At 70.0% G+C, this 16,730-nt stretch carries 14 protein-coding genes; 7 read left to right on the forward strand and 7 right to left on the reverse strand.

What is annotated here, in order from left to right:
- Positions 1-3 precede the first annotated feature (3 nt).
- The 7 genes from clpX (at position 4) to ACIRPH_RS19685 (ending at position 8,415) form a co-directional block, all read left to right on the forward strand.
- On the forward strand, positions 4-1,278 hold the full coding sequence (clpX, locus tag ACIRPH_RS19655) for an ATP-dependent Clp protease ATP-binding subunit ClpX (RefSeq protein ID WP_402916315.1): 1,275 nt from the start codon (positions 4-6) through the stop codon (positions 1,276-1,278).
- Entirely contained in the window at positions 1,262-3,121 is a 1,860-nt protein-coding gene (locus ACIRPH_RS19660) for a DUF4910 domain-containing protein (RefSeq protein ID WP_402916316.1), read from the forward strand. Before clpX ends, ACIRPH_RS19660 begins: the two co-directional genes overlap by 17 nt.
- Positions 3,118-3,678, forward strand: coding sequence for a transposase (locus tag ACIRPH_RS19665; RefSeq protein ID WP_402916318.1), 561 nt, complete (start codon positions 3,118-3,120; stop codon positions 3,676-3,678). Before ACIRPH_RS19660 ends, ACIRPH_RS19665 begins: the two co-directional genes overlap by 4 nt.
- Positions 3,675-4,673, forward strand: coding sequence for a nucleoside-diphosphate kinase (locus ACIRPH_RS19670; RefSeq protein ID WP_402916320.1), 999 nt, complete (start codon positions 3,675-3,677; stop codon positions 4,671-4,673). Before ACIRPH_RS19665 ends, ACIRPH_RS19670 begins: the two co-directional genes overlap by 4 nt.
- A gap of 392 nt (positions 4,674-5,065) precedes the next feature.
- Entirely contained in the window at positions 5,066-5,707 is a 642-nt protein-coding gene (locus tag ACIRPH_RS19675; protein WP_402916322.1) for a hypothetical protein, read from the forward strand.
- Positions 5,708-5,953: 246 nt separating this feature from the next.
- Positions 5,954-7,237 (forward strand): phosphopyruvate hydratase, encoded by a 1,284-nt coding sequence (eno, locus tag ACIRPH_RS19680; RefSeq protein WP_402916324.1) that lies wholly within the window; start codon positions 5,954-5,956, stop codon positions 7,235-7,237.
- A gap of 71 nt (positions 7,238-7,308) precedes the next feature.
- Positions 7,309-8,415, forward strand: coding sequence for an aminotransferase class I/II-fold pyridoxal phosphate-dependent enzyme (locus ACIRPH_RS19685; RefSeq protein ID WP_402916326.1), 1,107 nt, complete (start codon positions 7,309-7,311; stop codon positions 8,413-8,415).
- Here the strand turns inward: ACIRPH_RS19685 and ACIRPH_RS19690 are convergent.
- From ACIRPH_RS19690 to ACIRPH_RS19720, 7 genes are all read right to left on the reverse strand, one after another.
- The gene (locus ACIRPH_RS19690; protein WP_402916328.1) at positions 8,348-9,850 is read right to left on the reverse strand and encodes an amidase; all 1,503 of its coding nucleotides are present in this window, start codon (positions 9,848-9,850) and stop codon (positions 8,348-8,350) included. The genes ACIRPH_RS19685 and ACIRPH_RS19690 overlap by 68 nt on opposite strands.
- Positions 9,837-10,052, reverse strand: a complete 216-nt coding sequence (locus ACIRPH_RS19695; protein ID WP_402916330.1) for a hypothetical protein — start codon at positions 10,050-10,052, stop codon at positions 9,837-9,839. Before ACIRPH_RS19695 ends, ACIRPH_RS19690 begins: the two co-directional genes overlap by 14 nt.
- The gene (locus tag ACIRPH_RS19700) at positions 10,049-11,395 is read right to left on the reverse strand and encodes an LLM class flavin-dependent oxidoreductase (protein ID WP_402916332.1); all 1,347 of its coding nucleotides are present in this window, start codon (positions 11,393-11,395) and stop codon (positions 10,049-10,051) included. The genes ACIRPH_RS19695 and ACIRPH_RS19700 overlap by 4 nt, the downstream gene beginning before the upstream one ends.
- A gap of 15 nt (positions 11,396-11,410) precedes the next feature.
- On the reverse strand, positions 11,411-12,442 hold the full coding sequence (locus ACIRPH_RS19705; protein WP_402916334.1) for an alkaline phosphatase family protein: 1,032 nt from the start codon (positions 12,440-12,442) through the stop codon (positions 11,411-11,413).
- 44 nt (positions 12,443-12,486) lie between these two features.
- Complete coding sequence (locus tag ACIRPH_RS19710) at positions 12,487-14,481, reverse strand: FAD/NAD(P)-binding protein (protein WP_402916336.1); 1,995 nt, start codon at positions 14,479-14,481, stop codon at positions 12,487-12,489.
- A gap of 68 nt (positions 14,482-14,549) precedes the next feature.
- Complete coding sequence (locus ACIRPH_RS19715; protein WP_402916338.1) at positions 14,550-15,773, reverse strand: hypothetical protein; 1,224 nt, start codon at positions 15,771-15,773, stop codon at positions 14,550-14,552.
- Positions 15,774-15,860: 87 nt separating this feature from the next.
- The gene (locus tag ACIRPH_RS19720; RefSeq protein ID WP_402916340.1) at positions 15,861-16,073 is read right to left on the reverse strand and encodes a hypothetical protein; all 213 of its coding nucleotides are present in this window, start codon (positions 16,071-16,073) and stop codon (positions 15,861-15,863) included.
- Between the last annotated feature and the right edge of the window lie 657 nt (positions 16,074-16,730).

The following is a 16,730-nucleotide window of genomic DNA, read 5'->3' on the forward strand; positions in this document are numbered from 1 at the left end:
AGGGTGAACGAATTTCCGAGCGGTGGTGTCAAGGCGGAAACGGGCTCCGGGTGCTCGTTCTGCGGTAAGTCCCAGGAGGAGGCGGACAAGATCGTCTCCGGCCCGGGGGTGCGGATATGTGATGGCTGCGTGGATCTGTGTGTGGAGGTGGTCGCCGAAGGGCGTGCGGAGCGCGCCGGCGGCTCCCCGGGATCCGGGTTCCCCAGGCCGCACGAGATCAGCGCTTTCATGGAGCAGTACATCGTCGGCCAGGAATGGGCGAAGAAGTCGCTCGCGGTCGCCCTCTACAACCACCACAAACGCATCGAGGCGCTCTCGGCCCGGCCGGCGCGGAACGGTGTGGAACTGTCCAAGTCGAACATCCTGATGCTCGGTCCCACAGGCTCCGGGAAGACACTCCTCGCGCAGACCCTGGCCCGCATCATCGACGTCCCCCTGGTGATCGCCGACGCCACGGGGTTGACCGAGGCCGGCTACATGGGGGAGAGCGTCGACAGCATCCTCCTGAACCTGATCCAGGCGGCGGACAACGACCTCGAACGCGCTGCGCGCGGCATCGTCTACATCGATGAGATCGACAAGATCGCCTGCCGGTCCTCCGGCGCCGGTCGTGACGTCTCGGGAGAAGGCGTCCAACAGGCTCTCCTCAAGGCTCTGGAGGGCTCCGTCTTCACGATCAGCCCCCAGACGGCGAACGGCACCGCGCCCACGGGCCGGGGCCGCTCCTCCCACCAGGCACTGCGCATAGACACGACGAACATCCTCTTCATCGTCGGCGGCGCCTTCGTGGGGCTGGACGAGGTCGTCCGGACCAGGAAGCGGAGCAACTCCATCGGCTTCCACCGCGGCCCCGAGGGAGATGAGGGAGATGCGGAGGAGGACGGCGCCCTCACGGAGGTGCTGCCCGACGACCTGATCGAGTTCGGCATGATCCCCGAGTTCATCAGCCGGCTCCCCATGATCACCTCGGTGCACCGGCTCCAGGAGTCCGACCTGTTGCGGGTCCTCACCGAGCCGAAGAACGCCCTGGTCAAGCAGTACAAGCTTCTGTTCGAGCTGGACGGCGTGGAGCTGCGGTTCGAGGAGGACGCGCTTCGCGCGATCGCGGCCGAGGCGATCGGCCGGGGCACGGGGGCACGGGGGCTCCGCTCGGTCCTGGACCGCCTTCTCCTCTCGGCGATGTACGAGGTGCCCGCCTTGGACCGGGTCCGCCGGGTCACCGTCACCGAGGGAGCGGTACTGCGCAAGGAAGGCCTGTTCATTGAGCACGACCGGTGACCTCGGGGTGCGCTCCGCGCTCGACGCCGTGCCCCTCGACGACGTCATGTCCCAGCTGAAGCTCATCGTGCGCCATGACCGCTACCAGGCGTCCGACGGCATCATGGCGGCGGCCCACCTGGTGGCGGAATGCGCGGAACAGGCGGGGCTGTCCGATGTCGGGGTCCGTACCCGCACCGCGGACGGCAGGCCCCAGTGGTGGTCGTTCGACGCGCCGGCGTCCTGGACCCCCCTGTCCGCGCGGATGGACGTCACCTCGGAGGGCGCGAGGATCCTGAGCGTCGACCACGGCGAGCACCCGTTCGCGGTCGGCACCCATTCCGCGTCCGTCGGGCCCGGGAACGGGACGATGCGGCTGGCCCGGTTCCCTCCTCGCGGCGCCGAGGGCTTTCCCCCGGGTGCGCTCGCCGTCGTCGACGCCTCGGACTTCCACGGAGGCGCCGTCCTCGCGGCTCTGACCGGGGCCGGGGCCCGAGGACTCGTGACCGACGCGCCGAGCAAGGGCGAGGAGGGGAGGGAGCACAGGGGCAGGATCGAGCTCCCCCCCGACAGCGGGCTCTTCGCCTTCAGCCTCACGCCCGACGCCTATCGGAAGGTCGCCGAAGCCGTGCCCCGCGGCGCCGAGGCCGCGGTCGCGATCGAGGTCGGCCGTACCGCCCCCATGCCCGTGGTGACGGCCTGCCTCCCCGGTACCACCGCCGAGGAGGTATGGGTCACCGCGCATCTGTGCCACCCCCGTCCGGGGGCCAACGACAACGCCTCGGGGGTCGCGGCCTCGCTGGGGGTCGCCTCCGCCCTCGCGAGGAGGAGGCGTGCCGATCCTTCGCCGGGGCCGCGGTCCACGATCCGGTTCGTCTGGGCGCCCGAGTTCGTGGGCACGGCGGCGATGCTGGACGTGTGCCTGAACGAGGCGAGCGGGGTGCGGCTGCCCGAATACGTGATCAACCTGGACATGGTGGGCGAGGACCAGGAACTCTGCCGGTCGCCCTTTGTCGTGGAGCGTCCGCCCGACCTGTACCCGTCCCTGCTGACACCGCTCACCGAGCACGTGGTCTCGGAGGTGTTCCGGGCGACCTCGTCCCATCCAGGGGTGTGGCGCCCGAGCCCCTTCCTCGGTTTCTCCGACCACGCGCTCTTCGCCGATCCCTCGGTCGCCCGACCGGCTGTCCAGTTCTGTCATCCGGAGGACCGGTTCAACCACTCTGCCGGGGACGACGTCGACAAGGTCTCACCCGTGGAGATGCTCCGCTCGACCGGGGCGGCCACGGCCCTGTGCGACCTGCTGGCACGGGAGCGGGCAGAACGCCCCTCCCTCGTCGGGATCGTCGAGGACTGGTGCGAGCGCGAGCTGGTCGACGCGCGGAGGACGGCGCGGCGGTACGGCGCCGCATGGGGACGAGCCCTGTCACGGTACGTGGACCGTCACAACGCAGCCGTGCGGGCCCTGGCCGGGGGCCGGGCGCCGACGCGGGAGGAACCGGACGCCGCAGGCGAGGCCTGGCACCGCTCCTGGGAGGGGCCCCTCAACCTCCGGGCCATGATCGCGGCCCTGCCCCCGTCCCGCCGACAGGCCGTACGGGAACTGGTCGCCCGGGACAAGAACACCCTCTCGGTGCTCTTCAACCTGGCGATCAGAGCGGACGGCACCCGCGACCGTGCCGGCATCATCGACGAAACCTCCTATGCGCTGCGCAGGCCCCTGCCGCGGGCTCCGGAGCTGTTCCAGGTGCTCGAGAGCTCGGGTTGGATCTCCGCGGACCCCGGGGGCGCCTCCGGGGGACACGGGCGGGGGCACCGGAGGCCGGCCGCCCCTCCGGGCGCGGGCGGCGGTGCCGTCTCATGAGCGACGCCGTGGCCGGGAACGGACCGGGCGGCCGTTTCGCCTGGTTGGCGCCGATGGTGCTGTGGCCCTTGGCCGAACCGCTGATCAGCGAACGGTTGTCGTCCCCGTCGCGGGCGGGCCGCCAACCGCGCAACGACGACGAGGCGGTCTTCGCCGCCGTGGTGTTCGTATTGAGCAGCGGAGTCCCTTGGCGCTCGTCGCCGAAACTCTTCGGAATCTCCTGGCAGACGGTCCATCGAAGGTTCAGTACCTGGCATGATGCCGGTCTGTGGGAACAATTGGCGTCCGCGGCAGGGGTCGGACGCATGGACCCCTCGGCGCGCCACTGGGCCGGGGTGCTCGCGGACGCGGCCGGTGCGCGGTCGCGCGCCTCCATGCGCTCCGCTGCGGACGCGGAGCCGTCGACCGTGCCCCGCCTGGCCCCCCGCATCACGGAACACGTTCCGACCGGGCTGCCCGAAAGCCTCTTCAGCCTCGGGAATTATCCTTCGAGTGCGTGGAATTCTCCGTCACGCCCGGATTCGAGGGAACCCCACAGGAAGCGCGCGGAAGGTTGAACGACATCACCTGTATCTCGGACCTCACGAAGATCGAGAAGAAAGCCGATCTCTATCGGCGGGAGACCTACTTCCGTGAAAGCGTCGCCGACGCCCGGGAGGTGTTCGGGGAGGAGTTCCCGGATGTCGTACGGAACTCGGCCCTGCTCATGATGAAGCCGGACGGGCTCGCGGCGGAGAAACTCTCCGCGGTCCACGCGTTCCTCGAGGAAAACGGATTCGACGTCGTCGGGGTCGAACCGGTGAGGCTGGAACGCCTGGTCTGGCGAGAACTCTGGCGCTATCAGCTGACGTCCGCCACCCTCGACCGGCTGGCCGTGAACGAGCACCTGTTCACGTGTGGTGAGGCCCTGGTCCTCCTGCTCAGGAGCGATCCCGGGCACCCGGAGCCCGCGACGGTGCGGCTCAGCGGGTTGAAGGGGTCGGCGACCCTCGCGGCGCAGCGCCCGGGGACCCTGCGGAGCCGGCTGGGACAGCCCAACCGCGTCCTCAGCTTCCTCCACGTGGCCGACGAACCCGCGGACCTGCTGCGGGAGTTGGGCGTCCTCCTCGGCCGGGAGGACCGTCTGCGCGCCATGCGCTCGCTGCGCCGAGGCGCACTGGACGAGCCCGGCGGCCGACTCCTGGAGGAGGCGCTCCGCGGAGCGCCCCGGGGAAGGGTGGAGCTGGTGGTCGCCGACGCTCTCGCGAGGGTGGAGGAAGCCGTAGAGGCGTGTGGTGCGCGAACGGAGTCCGCTGAGGATTTCGAGCAGCTGAGGCGAAGCGTGCGCATCATGCGCGAGGGCGGGCGCATCGACTTCCGGCGGCTGTCCGACGTCCTGCGGCGCCACGAGGTCAAGGTGGACCCGTGGGACCTCGCCGTCGTCGCCACGAGCTTCATCGACTACGACGACCCGGGGGAGCCGAAGGTCATCGAGAACCCGCCGCCCGGAGCGTGGGCGGGGCGCCGGGCGGGCGGGCCGTCGGGAGAAGGGGACCTCCACCGCCACAGGTGAACCGGGGCCCCGCGGTCCCGGACGCATGAAGAACGATATGCTCGGAGGTTTTCGCTTTGCCGGATCATGTGCTGGACACATCGCAGTGGGAGAGGGTCACCCGTTCTCCTCGAAAGAGGGAGCTGTTCGAGGAGGATCTCTACTTTCGTGAGTGCTGGGCGGACGCTTCCGACGCCCTCGGTGATTCATCTCTGGCTTTCCTCGAGCGCACCGCATTGCTGAGTTTCAAGGTCGACGGTGTCGTCGGAAGGCGTATATCGATGACGCTCGACTTTCTTGAGGAAAACGGGTTCCGCGTTTCCGGTGTCGCGCCGATCCGTCAGAACCGCCATTCCATCAGGGAACTCTGGCGGTACAATTGGCATGTCTACACCACGGACCGCCTCGCCTTGATGACCATGATGCACACCGCCGACGAGAGCATGCTGCTCCTGTTGCGCGACACGGCGTACGACGGTGTGGTGCCCGCCGCCGTGCGCATCGCCGACCTCAAGGGCTCGGCGAACCCCGCAGCACGCCTGCCCGGACAGCTCCGCACACGGCTGGAGCCCCCCAACCCGGTGATCAACTTCGTGCACGTGGCGGACGAACCCGCCGACGTCGTCCGCGAGTTGGGGATCCTTCTGGACCGGCCGCAGAGGCGTCGGCTGCTCTCCTCCCTGGCGGAGCGCCCGTGGGACGACCGCCGGGACGAGGCGAACGCGGAGGCCGCCCGTCTGGAGCGGACGGTGGAGGCGCACGGCTTCGTCCTCGCCGAGTCGCTGTCGCGTATCGCGGCTCTTCCGGGGGTCACCCCGGAAGACGCGGGAGCGCTGCGCCGCGCGGCGAGCGGAGGCGAGCGGCTGTCCTGGGAGCGGCTGATCGGGATCGTCCCGCCCCCCGCGCCCGGGGAACCCGGGTTCTGGGATTTCGTGCTGATCGGCAGTGCAGTTCTGGTGCCTGAACGCGCGGGATTTCCTGATCTCCTACCGGCCAGTAGCGCCGAGGAGTGGTCGAAATCCTCAGGGGAGGCGATGGAGGCTTTCCAGGGGTAGGGGCATGTCCATGATAGGGAATCCCTCCCGAAAGCCATGGGGGCCCATGGCATGTCCGGTTTCCCTTCTGTACCCTTGTGCCCGGTCGGGGCCTGGCGGGCGCCGCGTTTGAAAAGTTCGAGTAATCTCCGCGGATTCTCATCCGCTTCGCCCGGAACGGATGCGGCCCGGGTGGGGCGTTGCGCTATGTGCATGATGCGATGGGCGTCCCAGGTTTTTACATTCATTTGCACTATGAGGAGCGACATGACAGCTATCGCCCAGGTGACGGGCCGGGAAGTTCTTGACAGCCGCGGGAACCCCACCGTCGAGGTGGACGTCGTCTTGGAGGACGGTTCCCTGGGGCGGGCGGCTGTGCCCTCCGGGGCCTCGACGGGGGCCAACGAGGCGGTGGAGCTCCGTGACGGGGACGCCTCCCGGTTCCACGGCAAGGGCGTGAGCAAGGCGGTCGCCTCGGTCGAGGGGACCATCGCGGACGCTGTTCGCGGCCTCGACGCCGAGGACCAGGCCCGCGTGGACGCCGCCATGATCGAACTCGACGGCACGCCCAACAAGGGAGTTCTCGGGGCCAACGCGATCCTCGGCGTCTCCCTCGCCGTCGCCAAGGCCGCGGCCGCCGCGCACAGGCTGCCCTTGTACCGGCACGTGGGCGGTACGGGGGCCCGCCTGCTGCCCGTCCCGATGATGAACATCATCAACGGCGGCGCGCACGCGGACAACTCGATCGACTTCCAGGAGTTCATGATCACCCCCGTGGGGGCCGAGAACTTCTTCGACGCCGTGCGCATGGGGTCGGAGGTCTTCCACACCCTGCGCAAGTCCCTCGCCGCGGCCGGGCACAACACCAACGTCGGTGACGAAGGCGGATTCGCCCCGAACCTGACGTCCGCCGACGAGGCCCTGCAGTTCGTCGTCCAGGCGATCGAGGACACCGGGTACACGCCGGGCCGGGACGTGGCCCTGACCCTCGACCCGGCGACCTCGGAGTTCTTCCGCGACGGTGTCTACGACTACGCGGGCGAAGGCAAGAAGCGCTCCGTCGAGGAGCACGTGGCCTATCTCGAGCACCTCGTGTCCACCTACCCGATCGTGTCCATCGAGGACGCGATGGCCGAGGACGACATCGAAGGCTGGAAGCTGGTCACGAAGACCCTCGGCGACCGCTGCCAACTCACCGGTGACGACGTGTTCTGCACCAACGTGCAGCGCCTCAAGGACGGGATCGACGGGGGCTACGCCAATTCGATCCTGGTCAAGGTGAACCAGATCGGGACGCTGACGGAGACCCTGACGACGGTGGAGACCGCGCACAAGGCCGGCTACTCCGTGGTGATGTCCCACCGTTCGGGCGAGACCGAGGACACCACGATCGCGGACCTGGCGGTCGCCACCGGTTGCGGCCAGATCAAGACCGGCTCCCTCTCACGGTCCGACCGCACCGCGAAGTACAACCAGCTCATCAGGATCGAGCAGGAACTGGGCGACCAGGCGATCTACCCCGGACGGGACGTGCTGGGGCGCTACCTCTAGCCCCCTCGGCCACGGGCGCCCGCCGGACCGGCGGGCGCCCGCGGCCACCGGAGACGACGAGAGGACGGCCCATGCCGCTTGCGATCCACTCCTACGACGCCCTGCCCCTGCTCGAGGACGGACCGGACGTCCTCAACCTGGCCTGGACCCAGGACGAGCGCTCTTTGCTGACCGCCGACGTCCACGCGCTCATCTCACGGGCCCTGGAGCGGGAACACAGGGAAGGGCTGCCCCATATCGGCAGCTACATGGTGAAGGATCCTTACGGCGAGGGGGAGCTGGGGGACGCCGTCGCCGCCCACTTCGGGGTCGACCGCGCCGGTATCTCCGTCTCCTGCGGTTCGGGCGTGGGCCCGTTGCTGCACAACCTGACGGTTCTGGCGGCGGGTGCGACCGTGCGCTTCTCCTCCGACGTCTATCCGGACGTCCCGGTGTGGGTCGAGCGCTTCCGGGGGCACAGGAGCGGCTCGGAGGCGCCCGACGGCACGCCAGAAGCGGTCCGGGAGCTCCGGGTGATCGAGAGGGACCGTCCCGCGCTGGTCGTGCTGGAGCGTCCGGCGCTGACACCGTCGCGCCTCTCCGACCTCGGCGAGCTCGCCGCCCTGTGCGAGGTGGGCGCCCGCTACGGGGCCCTCGTCGTCGTCGACGAATCGAACGCGAACTACGAGTCCCCCGACTACAGCGCCGTGGGCCTGGTGCCCGCGGCACGGAACCTGATCGTCGTGAGGGGCCTGTCCAAGGCCTACGGACTGGGCGGCCTGAGACTGGGTTTCTGTGTCTGCCACCCGGAACTGGCGCCCACGGTGCGCCATGTGGTGCCTCCTCTCCAGGCGTCCTCGCTGTCCCTCGGGCTGGCACGGGAGATCCTCGGCCTCGGGGACATCGGCGGGCGCCTGCGCGCCGGTGTGAGCGGCTCCCGGGACCGGACGGTCGGGCTCCTGGGACGCTTCGGCGTGGACGGGGCCGAACCCGCGAACGGCCATCTGCCCTACGTCCTCGTCCGCGAGGACGCGAGGACGTGGTTCGCCCGCCTGCGGCGCCGCGGTGTCCAGGGGAAGATCCATCCGTTCTGGTCGGCGGGAGAGGGCGGGTTCGGTCACCTCCTGCGCCTCAGCGTCCCCCTGTCCCGGGAACGCCGGGACCGCTTCCGCTCCCTGCTGGAGGCACAGTCGCCGTAGCGCCGGCTCCCGGTGCGAACCCCGGCGGCCATCCCATGTCGGGAAGGCACCGCTCCAGCTCCCGGGCGGCTCCGAGCAGCACGGGCTCCCCGAAGTGCCGTCCGGCGAGCTGTACCCCCAGGGGCAGGCCGTTCGCGGCCGGCCCCAACGGCACCGAGACGGCCGGGTGACCGGTGACGTTGAAGGGGATGGTCTGCATGGCCGTGAGCGGGGCCGGGGGAGGCCAGTCCTCGGGGAAGTCCCCGAGCGCGGGCGCGGTGGTCAGACCGCCCGCCGTGACCAGGACGTCGTGGTGCGCGAAGACCTTGCGGTGCAGGTCGTGCGCGAGCTCCGCGCGGAGGCGGTAGGCCTGGAGCAGGTCGGCCGCCGTCAGCCCGACCCCGGGCATGATGCGCTGGTAGGTGTAGCGGCCGTAGGCACCGCCCCGCTCCCGAAGGTCGTCCTCGTGGATCGCGAAGGCTTCGGCGGTCATGATCACCCTGCCGCAGGCATTGAGCAGATCGTAGTCGGGCAGTTCGACCTCGGTGACCTCGGCACCACGCGACGCCAACACCCGGAGCGCTCGCTCCACCGCGGTCACGACCTCCGGGTCGGTCTCCGCGCGCTCCCCGTACCAAGCGGTGGAGAAGGCGACCTTCAGGCCCTCGACACCGAGATCCAGCCCGGACGTGTGGTCCGCCACGGGGTTCCGCACACTGCTGGGGTCCCTCGGATCGAACCCCGCCAGGACGTTCATCGCCAGGGCCGCGTCCTCCACGGACCGGGCGATCGGGCCGCAGTGGTCGAGCGAGTACGACAGCGGATAGGCCCCCCTGCGGGAAACCAGTCCGTAGGTCGGCTTCAGCCCCACGACGCCGCAGTGGTACGCCGGTCCCCGGATGGAGCCACTGGTGTCACTGCCCACGGCCATCCGCACGAAGCCGGCGGCCACGGCGGCGCCCGCCCCTGTGGAGGAAGCCCCGGTGAAGTGCTCGGTGTTCCACGGGTTGCGTGAGGGAGGGAAGGGAAGCTCGTAGGAGGGGCCGCCCAGGGCGAACTCGTGCGTGTTCAATTTCCCGAGGCACACCGCGCCTCCCGCACGCAGCCGGGCCTGGACCTCGCTGTCCTCCTTCGGCATACGGCCGACCGTCAGCTGCGACTGGCAGGTCGTCGGCATCCCCTCCGCGTCGAAGATGTCCTTGAGGGCGTAGGGGATGCCGTGCAGCGGCCCCAGATCCCGGCCGGCGGCCAGGGCCCCGTCGGCCGCGGCGGCGTCGCGCAGCGCCGACTCGCCGTCGACGTGGAGGAACGAACACACCTCGTGGTCGAGCGAGCCGATCCGGTCGAGGGCGGCTCCCACCAGCCGCACGGAGGTGAGGGTGCCGGCCCTCAACCGGGCACCGCACTCGGCGATGTCCAGTGCGAAGAGCTCCCGTGCGTCCTCAGGATCGGTCATCCGTGTTCTCCGATGCCACTCGATAGGCGAACGCGGGCTCGTTGTCCGCAGGACGGGGCGTGTGCAACAGCGCGCACATCCTGCGCAGATCGCGATATCCGGCGAGGACGCCCGGCCGCAGGGAGTCGCGGATCGGCATGCCCGCTCTCGCGGCCATCGCGTCGAGCTCGGCCGCGTCCCGGTCCCGGTCCGAGGGGCTCACGAGGACACCGCGCTCTCGCCGGCGGGGGACCTGAGAAGGCCGAGGTGTTCGCGCAGGGTCCGTCCGCGGTAGGAGCGGCGGAAGACCCCGCGCCGCTGGAGGGACGGGACCACTGTGTCCACGAAGTCTCGCAGACTGCCCGGCAACTGGGCCGGGATGACGATGAAACCGTCCGCGGCGCCTTCCCGGAACCACCGCTCCAGCTCCTCCGCGCACTCCTCCGCGCTGCCGACCGGTTGCCAGTGGCCGCGTGATCCGGCGACTCTGCGCGCGAGCTCCAGAACGCTCAGGCCCTCCGACTCCGCCATCTCCACGAGGAGGGCCTGGCGGCTCCTGCCCGCATTGGACGGGGGCAGCTCGGGCAAGGGGCCGTTCGGGTCGCAGCCGGCCAGGTCCACGCCGCCGAGCTCGCTGCCCAACAGGGAGAGGGCGACGTCGGGGTGGATGAGCTCCTGGAGCCGGTCCGACTTGGCCCGGGCCGCGGCCGCGTCGCTCCCCACGAAGGGCATGACACCGACCAGGACCCTGACGGAGTCGGGGTCGCGCCCGTGGTGCTCGGCCCGGTCCCGGATGTCGGCGCGGAAGGCCTGCGCCCCCTCGAAGTCGAACTGCGCGGTGAAGACGACATCGGCATGGCGGGCGGCGAGGTCACGGCCGGCCTCCGAACTGCCGGACTGGATGGTCACGGGGAGGCCCTGCGGCGGACGCGGGATGTTGAGGGGCCCCCGCACCGCGAAGTGATCACCCCGGTGATCGAGGGTGTGCAGCTTGGCGGGGTCGAAGAACTGTCCCCGTTCCTTGTCCAGGACCAGCCCGTCCTCCTCCCAGGTCTGCCAGAGACCGGTGACCACCTCGGCGAACTCGCGGGCGCGTTCGTAGCGCGCGCCGTGGTCGGGTTGGGACTCCCGACCGAAGTTCAGGGCCTCCTCCGGGTTCTGCGAGGTGACGAGGTTCCATCCGGCACGGCCCGAGCTGATGTGGTCGAGCGAGGCGATCTTGCGCGCCACGTGGTACGGCTCGTTGTAGGAGGAGGAGACCGTGGCGGTCAGACCGATGTTCTCGGTGACCGCGGCCAGCGCGCCCAGGAGCGTGAGGGGCTCGAACTGGGCGACGTACCTGATGGCGGTCCGGCTGAGCGCGGTCCGGTCCTTGCCCCGCATCGCCGCGCTGTCGGGAAGGAAGAGGAAGTCGAAGAGCCCGCGTTCGGCCGTCCGCGCGAGCTCGACGTAGTGCCGGATGTTCACCCCGGCGTCCGAGGGGACCTCCGGGTGGCGCCACGCCCCGACGTGGTAGCCGGTGGGGTAGAAGAACGCACCCAAGCACATGTGGTCTCGGTCTGTCATGGTGCCTTCCCGTCGTCATCGCCAGAGGGAGAGCGGTGTTCTCCGCTCGTCCGGGTGGAGGGATCCGTGGTCGTGGGTGTAGTCGTGCGAGGTCAGGAACGGTTCGCCCCCGGCGATCAGACAGATGTCGCCGACGCGGGAGCGGGCGAGGGAGCCGGGGGCGAAATACGTGTCCGAGCCGGTCACGTCGATCGAGGACGGCAGGCCGCGTTCCAGGTGTGTCAGCAGCGGATCCCTCCGCGCGGGATCCACGTAGAGCCAGCGAACGCGGCCGGCTCCGCCCATGGAGGCCCCATGGGCGTGCAGCGCCCTGGTGAGGAAGCGCTCCAGGACGGGGTCGTGACGCGTGGGGACCAGCCCGTGGTCCGAGTGGGCGAGGACGACGGCCCCGCGTTCGACCAGTTCCACGGCGAGGTCCTGCAGCCCGGCGAGGACCTGCGACACGTGCGCGTCGTAGCCGTGGCGGTGAACGTGCTGGTCCAACTCGACGAAGCACCACACCAGGCTCGGGCGTGAGGGTTCCAGCGCCGTCAGCACCGACTCCCGGAGGAGGGCTCCCACCCGTTCCGGGGGCGGGGCCTGGTAGGAGGGGCCGCCCGCCGTGTAGATCCGGTGTCCCGGGCACGGCTCCGCGTCGCGTGTCAGCGCGTCCCGCCAGGGACCCGGATAGGCGGAGAGGTCACCGAGGACGGCCTTCGGGAGGTAGCCCAGGGAGCGGGCGTCCGTGAAGACCGTGTCGCTCGCGGGGGTCAGGTCCGGTCCGTCGTGTTCGAGGAACGTCGTGAGGCCCGTCCCGGAGCCGGGGCGGCGGAAGAGGAAGCCCGGGACACCGTGGTCGTCCACCTCCCGTCCGGTCAGGGCGCTGAGCCAGCCGGCGGAGGACGTGGTGGGGAAGACCGACTCCATGACGTCGTTCCGTGCCAGGTTCCAGTGGTCGGCGGCCACACGGTGGGCCAGGCCGTCGATCCCGAACACGACGACGGAGCGCGGCGGCCCCTGTGCCGCGCCCCACTCCATGAGTCCTCGGACCTCGGCCCGGAACGACACCGCGCTCAGGGAAGGGCGCGGGGCGGGCGGGGACGCGTCGGCCCTCATCGGAGGGAGGGGGCCGCGGTCATCCGTGCCGTGAGGCACTTCTGGACCACCTCCTCGGCCCAGCGGGCGGATCTGAGCAGGATCTCGTTGGCCGTGCCCGGCCGGGCCGCGGACTCCTGGAAGGTGCGCTGGCCCTCGGCGGGGGTGCCGAGGAAGGTGAGCCGGCCGTCACGGCCTCCGTCGGGCCGGAACGGATGGAAGGCCCCGTCGAGGTCCAGTCCACCGGGACGGTAGTCCCGGCCCGGACGGTCACCCGGTAGGACCCACTGGCGGACCAGGCCGTGACGGAGCAGATTCCGGTAGAGCGGGGAGCGGTCGCGCCGTGGATCGAAACGGTGGACCCTCGCCTCGACCACGGAGGTGACGTTCCGCGTGCGTCCCGTCATGCCGCCGCGTACACGGAGCCCCTCCCCGCCGGGAGCCGGCTCCAGAACCGGGTCCGGACCGATGGAGAAGTCGAGGAGCCCATGCTCCACGAGGGCCAGCAGCTTGCGCATGGGTTCGATCCCCGCGCCGTTGGACCAGCGGTGGTAGTGGCGCATGTGGACGCGGTCGAACTCGCTCCTGGAGTCCGCCCCCAACCCGTCGCCGTCCGCCACGTACGAGAGGACCGACCTCAGGTCCCGCCACACCCCGTCACAGGCGGCCTTGACAGGATCCCGCAGGTTGCCCCGGAGGGAACGGGAGAGGTCGCGGCGGAGGAAGTCCGCGACGCGTGCGTGCCAGTCGTCGTCGGGAGAGGCACTGTCCCTGGGCAGCGGGTCCAGCAGGGCGCGCCAGTCGAACCGGGGGGTGGCCGTACCGCGGGGGTGCGGCTTGTGGAGCAGGTCCGCCACCGGGGCGAGAAGGCGTTCGGTCCCCTGCTCCCCACGGGGTCCGCGGCCTTCCAGATGGTCCTCGTAGACGCTCTTGGCCATCGCCTCGAACTGCGGGGCGGCCAGGCTTCCGTGGACGGTGCGGTGGAAGACGTAGGCCATCTCCAGGACGACGAGCGGGAGCACGTCGAGGCGGAAGTCGAGCGCACGGCCCCCGCGGGCGGCGCGCATGCGGTCCACGGCGCCGGTGGTGAGGAAGATCCCCGAGTGTTCGGCGGAGGGCACGCCGACCTTCTCGTTGAGCGGGCGCCCCGAGACGGGGACCCCCGATGGGCTGGTGCCGACGATGAGCCGGGGTTCGCGACCTGCGGGGAGATAGCGCAGACCGTGCCCGGCCGCGCCGGGATCCGGGGCGAAGACGCCGCCCCGGCCCTCGGTGAGGTGGAGGACCACGTCCAACGCGGTCAGACCCGATCCGCGAAGCGCCACGACGCTTCCGGGAGGGACCGCCTCCTCGGTGACCTGGTGGGCCAGGGGGTAGGGGACCGGTACGTAGCGTGCTCCGTGTCGGTCGGCCAGCGCCGAGGCACGGCTCATCAGCGGGCACAGGCGCGGATCGTTCCAGGCGTGCCCCGTGGCGAACAGGACGTGGTCCGCCCGGAACGAACGGGGGTCGGAACCACCCGTGGTGAGGACGAGCCCCCGGCCCTCCTCCCGGACGTCCTCGATCTCCGCGGGGTGGAGGTCGACCACGGCGCCGGGCACCGAGCGGATGATCTCCGTGTAGCGGGCGAACATGTCGCGCAGGGCCAGGCCGTGCACGTACCGCTTCGGGACGTCGGTGGGAAGGAGGTCGAAGTCGGGGTCGCCGGTCCGGACGAACCTGCGTGCGCTCCACTCGTGCAGTGTCGGGCGCAGCTCCTCCGGGAGACAGGCGGACAGCTCGTCACAGGGCGCGGGGGCGAAGGCGATCTGGGCCGCGACCCGGTTCATGTAACTGGTACGGGCCTGGCGGTCGTCGTGCACCTCTCCCGCGCCGAAGCTCCCACTGCGCTCGAACACCGATATCCGCAGGCCCTCGGGGAGACGGGTCCCGGGCAGGATCGCCGCGAGGTGTGCCAGTGCGTACAGGCACGTGGGTCCGGCTCCCACGATCGCTATGTGCCGTGCCCTCATGTCAACCTTCCTCGGAGCCCGGGTACCCCCGACGCCTCGTGTCCCGCTCCGGTCGTGGGCCGGTCCGCTCAGGAGGCGGAGGAGGCGAGCATCTTCTGGAACTTGCGGAGGAGCGGGAACGGCACGCTGCGCTCGACATGGAAGCCCAGCTGCTCGTTGAAGGTGTACTCGACCGGATCGGCCAGACTGGCCTTGGACATGCCCCTCGCGAACTGCTCGATGAAGCCCGGGAACTGGGATTGCATGCTGTAGACAACGCTGTAGTAGAGGTTGCGGCCCAGCGAGAAACACGGGTAACGAGCGTCGTAGTTCTCCAGGGAGAACTTGGGGAAGCAACCGTCGATGATGCGCTTGGGGCACAGCCAGAGGGGGTAGACGAGCTTGATGTCGCCGATGGCGCGGAGGGGAAAACCAGCCGGCTTCATGCCGGAGGACACCCGGAAGAGGTTCTCGCACACGATGTCCTCGAGGTTCACCCCGGTGCAGATATAAGGGGTGCCGATTTCTCTGGCGACCTTGGACAGGGCGAGGCGGATCAGAAGGGTGCCCATGAACTCGAAGTCGTCGCCCTCGAACTCGCGCTCGAACTGGTCGATGAGGTCCGTGGAACCGCTCTCGATACCGAGGACGGATTTGACTTCATCAGCCTCCACGACCTTCAAGGGCAGTCCGTATTTCTCGCAGAGCTCCATCGCGCGGGGGACCCCCGCGTCCCAGTCGGGAATCCCCTTGAGGATGACGGGGTGCACGCGGAGTCCGTGTCCGGAGAGCTGGCTGAGCCCGTAGAGCAGGGCGTTGCTGTCACCGCCACCGCTGACCCCCACCACCAGGTCGCTGCCCGGTTCGACATGGGCGAGGATCGTGTCCGACACCCGCTCGGCGATGACCGTCTTGCACTCCTGGGAGCTCAGCTTCTTGAGGAAGGACTCGGTTCTTCCGTTCTCGTTGTCCAGGCGCTGGTAGAAGTACTCCGTGCTTCCCGCGTCCTCGGGGCTGCTGTTGATCGAGACGAAGTCGTTCAGCGAGAAGATGAACGGGTTCACATTGCGATTGAAGTAGAGCAGGATCTCGGAGGCATCGTCGAAGTCGCCGAGCTTCCTGTCCAGGGACGACGTGAGTTCGAGGTCGCCGCCGGATGCGCGCTGCACGTAGACGGAGATCGCGGACCACGGGACATTGTTCTTGTTCAGGACGTCGATGAGCCGGTCGTCCCGATCCCCCGACAGCGCCTGCCGCCCGTGGGCGTTGACGACGTAGACCCGGGGCACGTCATTCTCTCGCGTGGTCTGCAATGTGATCCCTCCGTGGACGTACTTCCGACAACCGGGGGCGGGCGACCCGGGCTCGTGCTCTCCGGAGCCGCCCGCTGAAGGCGTTACCTACTGGGCGCCGGTCTCGCAGCTGGCGCCGCAGATGGCCTCGAGGCCGTACTTCGAGGCCGGCACGGTCGCCTGGGAGGTGCGGATGGCCTCCAGGCTCGCGAGGTCGAGCGCGGCGTGGCGGGAGGCCGCACCGGTCGGAATGAGCTCGACGACCTCGTTCTTGAGGTTGAAGTTGCCGCTCGGGGTCGTGGCGAAAACGGTTTTCTGCATGTTTTCATCCTTTCTTTTGAGCAGGGCTTCGGGAAATATTCATTCCCGACTCAAGGAATCTAAAGGAAGCTTTCCGGGCAGGTCAAGGAGGTTGGTCGAATTGATCGTGAGACGCTTTGTCTCCTAGCGTTTTCATTGATTTCCGCAGTTCGGGCGCGTCTGCGCCTGTCTCAACCGGGGTCTTGTCGGGTTCTTTTTCCGGCCGCGGCCCGGGCGGATGTCTCAGGCTTCTCCCGCTGCCGCTTCCCGAGGCGCCCGGACGGCCCCTGAACTGGCGGGACGAGGTGTTCGACGGTGCGGTGCGCCGTGGTGTGTGTCGCGGGAAGTCGGTCGTGCTTCCGGCCCCGGAACCGGTCGGCGCGGCCTGAGCCGAACCCGTCCGCCGGGTGGGGTGGCGCACCGTTCGCGGTCCGTGGCGCGTCGACGGCCGGCCCGGGGGCCTGGCCGGCCGGTGTGCCGGGGGTGTTCGACCATGGCCGGGGGGAGCGGCGCTCGGCCGGTCGCGGGGGCTGCCCGCTCGCGCGCGGGCGAAGGACCGGGGCGGGCCCCGGGCCCACCGCGTGGCCCGCCCCGCCGCTCGCGGGCGCCGGCGCGGCGGCGTCCCGCTCCCGTGTGAACGGCCCCTGGGGGAGAGCCGGTGCGCCGCGGGAGACCGGT

This window comes from Nocardiopsis sp. NPDC101807 (genome assembly GCF_044766605.1).
Lineage (GTDB): Bacteria > Actinomycetota > Actinomycetes > Streptosporangiales > Streptosporangiaceae > Nocardiopsis > Nocardiopsis tropica.

Coding starts and splice junctions, on each gene's coding strand:
- ACIRPH_RS19720 (WP_402916340.1), bottom strand. CDS start 16,073: ATGCAGAAAACCGTTTTCGCCACGACCCCGAGCGGCAACTTCAACCTC.
- eno (WP_402916324.1), top strand. CDS start 5,954: ATGACAGCTATCGCCCAGGTGACGGGCCGGGAAGTTCTTGACAGCCGC.
- ACIRPH_RS19700 (WP_402916332.1), bottom strand. CDS start 11,395: ATGACAGACCGAGACCACATGTGCTTGGGTGCGTTCTTCTACCCCACC.
- ACIRPH_RS19710 (WP_402916336.1), bottom strand. CDS start 14,481: ATGAGGGCACGGCACATAGCGATCGTGGGAGCCGGACCCACGTGCCTG.
- ACIRPH_RS19675 (WP_402916322.1), top strand. CDS start 5,066: ATGACCATGATGCACACCGCCGACGAGAGCATGCTGCTCCTGTTGCGC.
- ACIRPH_RS19665 (WP_402916318.1), top strand. CDS start 3,118: ATGAGCGACGCCGTGGCCGGGAACGGACCGGGCGGCCGTTTCGCCTGG.
- ACIRPH_RS19690 (WP_402916328.1), bottom strand. CDS start 9,850: ATGACCGATCCTGAGGACGCACGGGAGCTCTTCGCACTGGACATCGCC.
- ACIRPH_RS19685 (WP_402916326.1), top strand. CDS start 7,309: ATGCCGCTTGCGATCCACTCCTACGACGCCCTGCCCCTGCTCGAGGAC.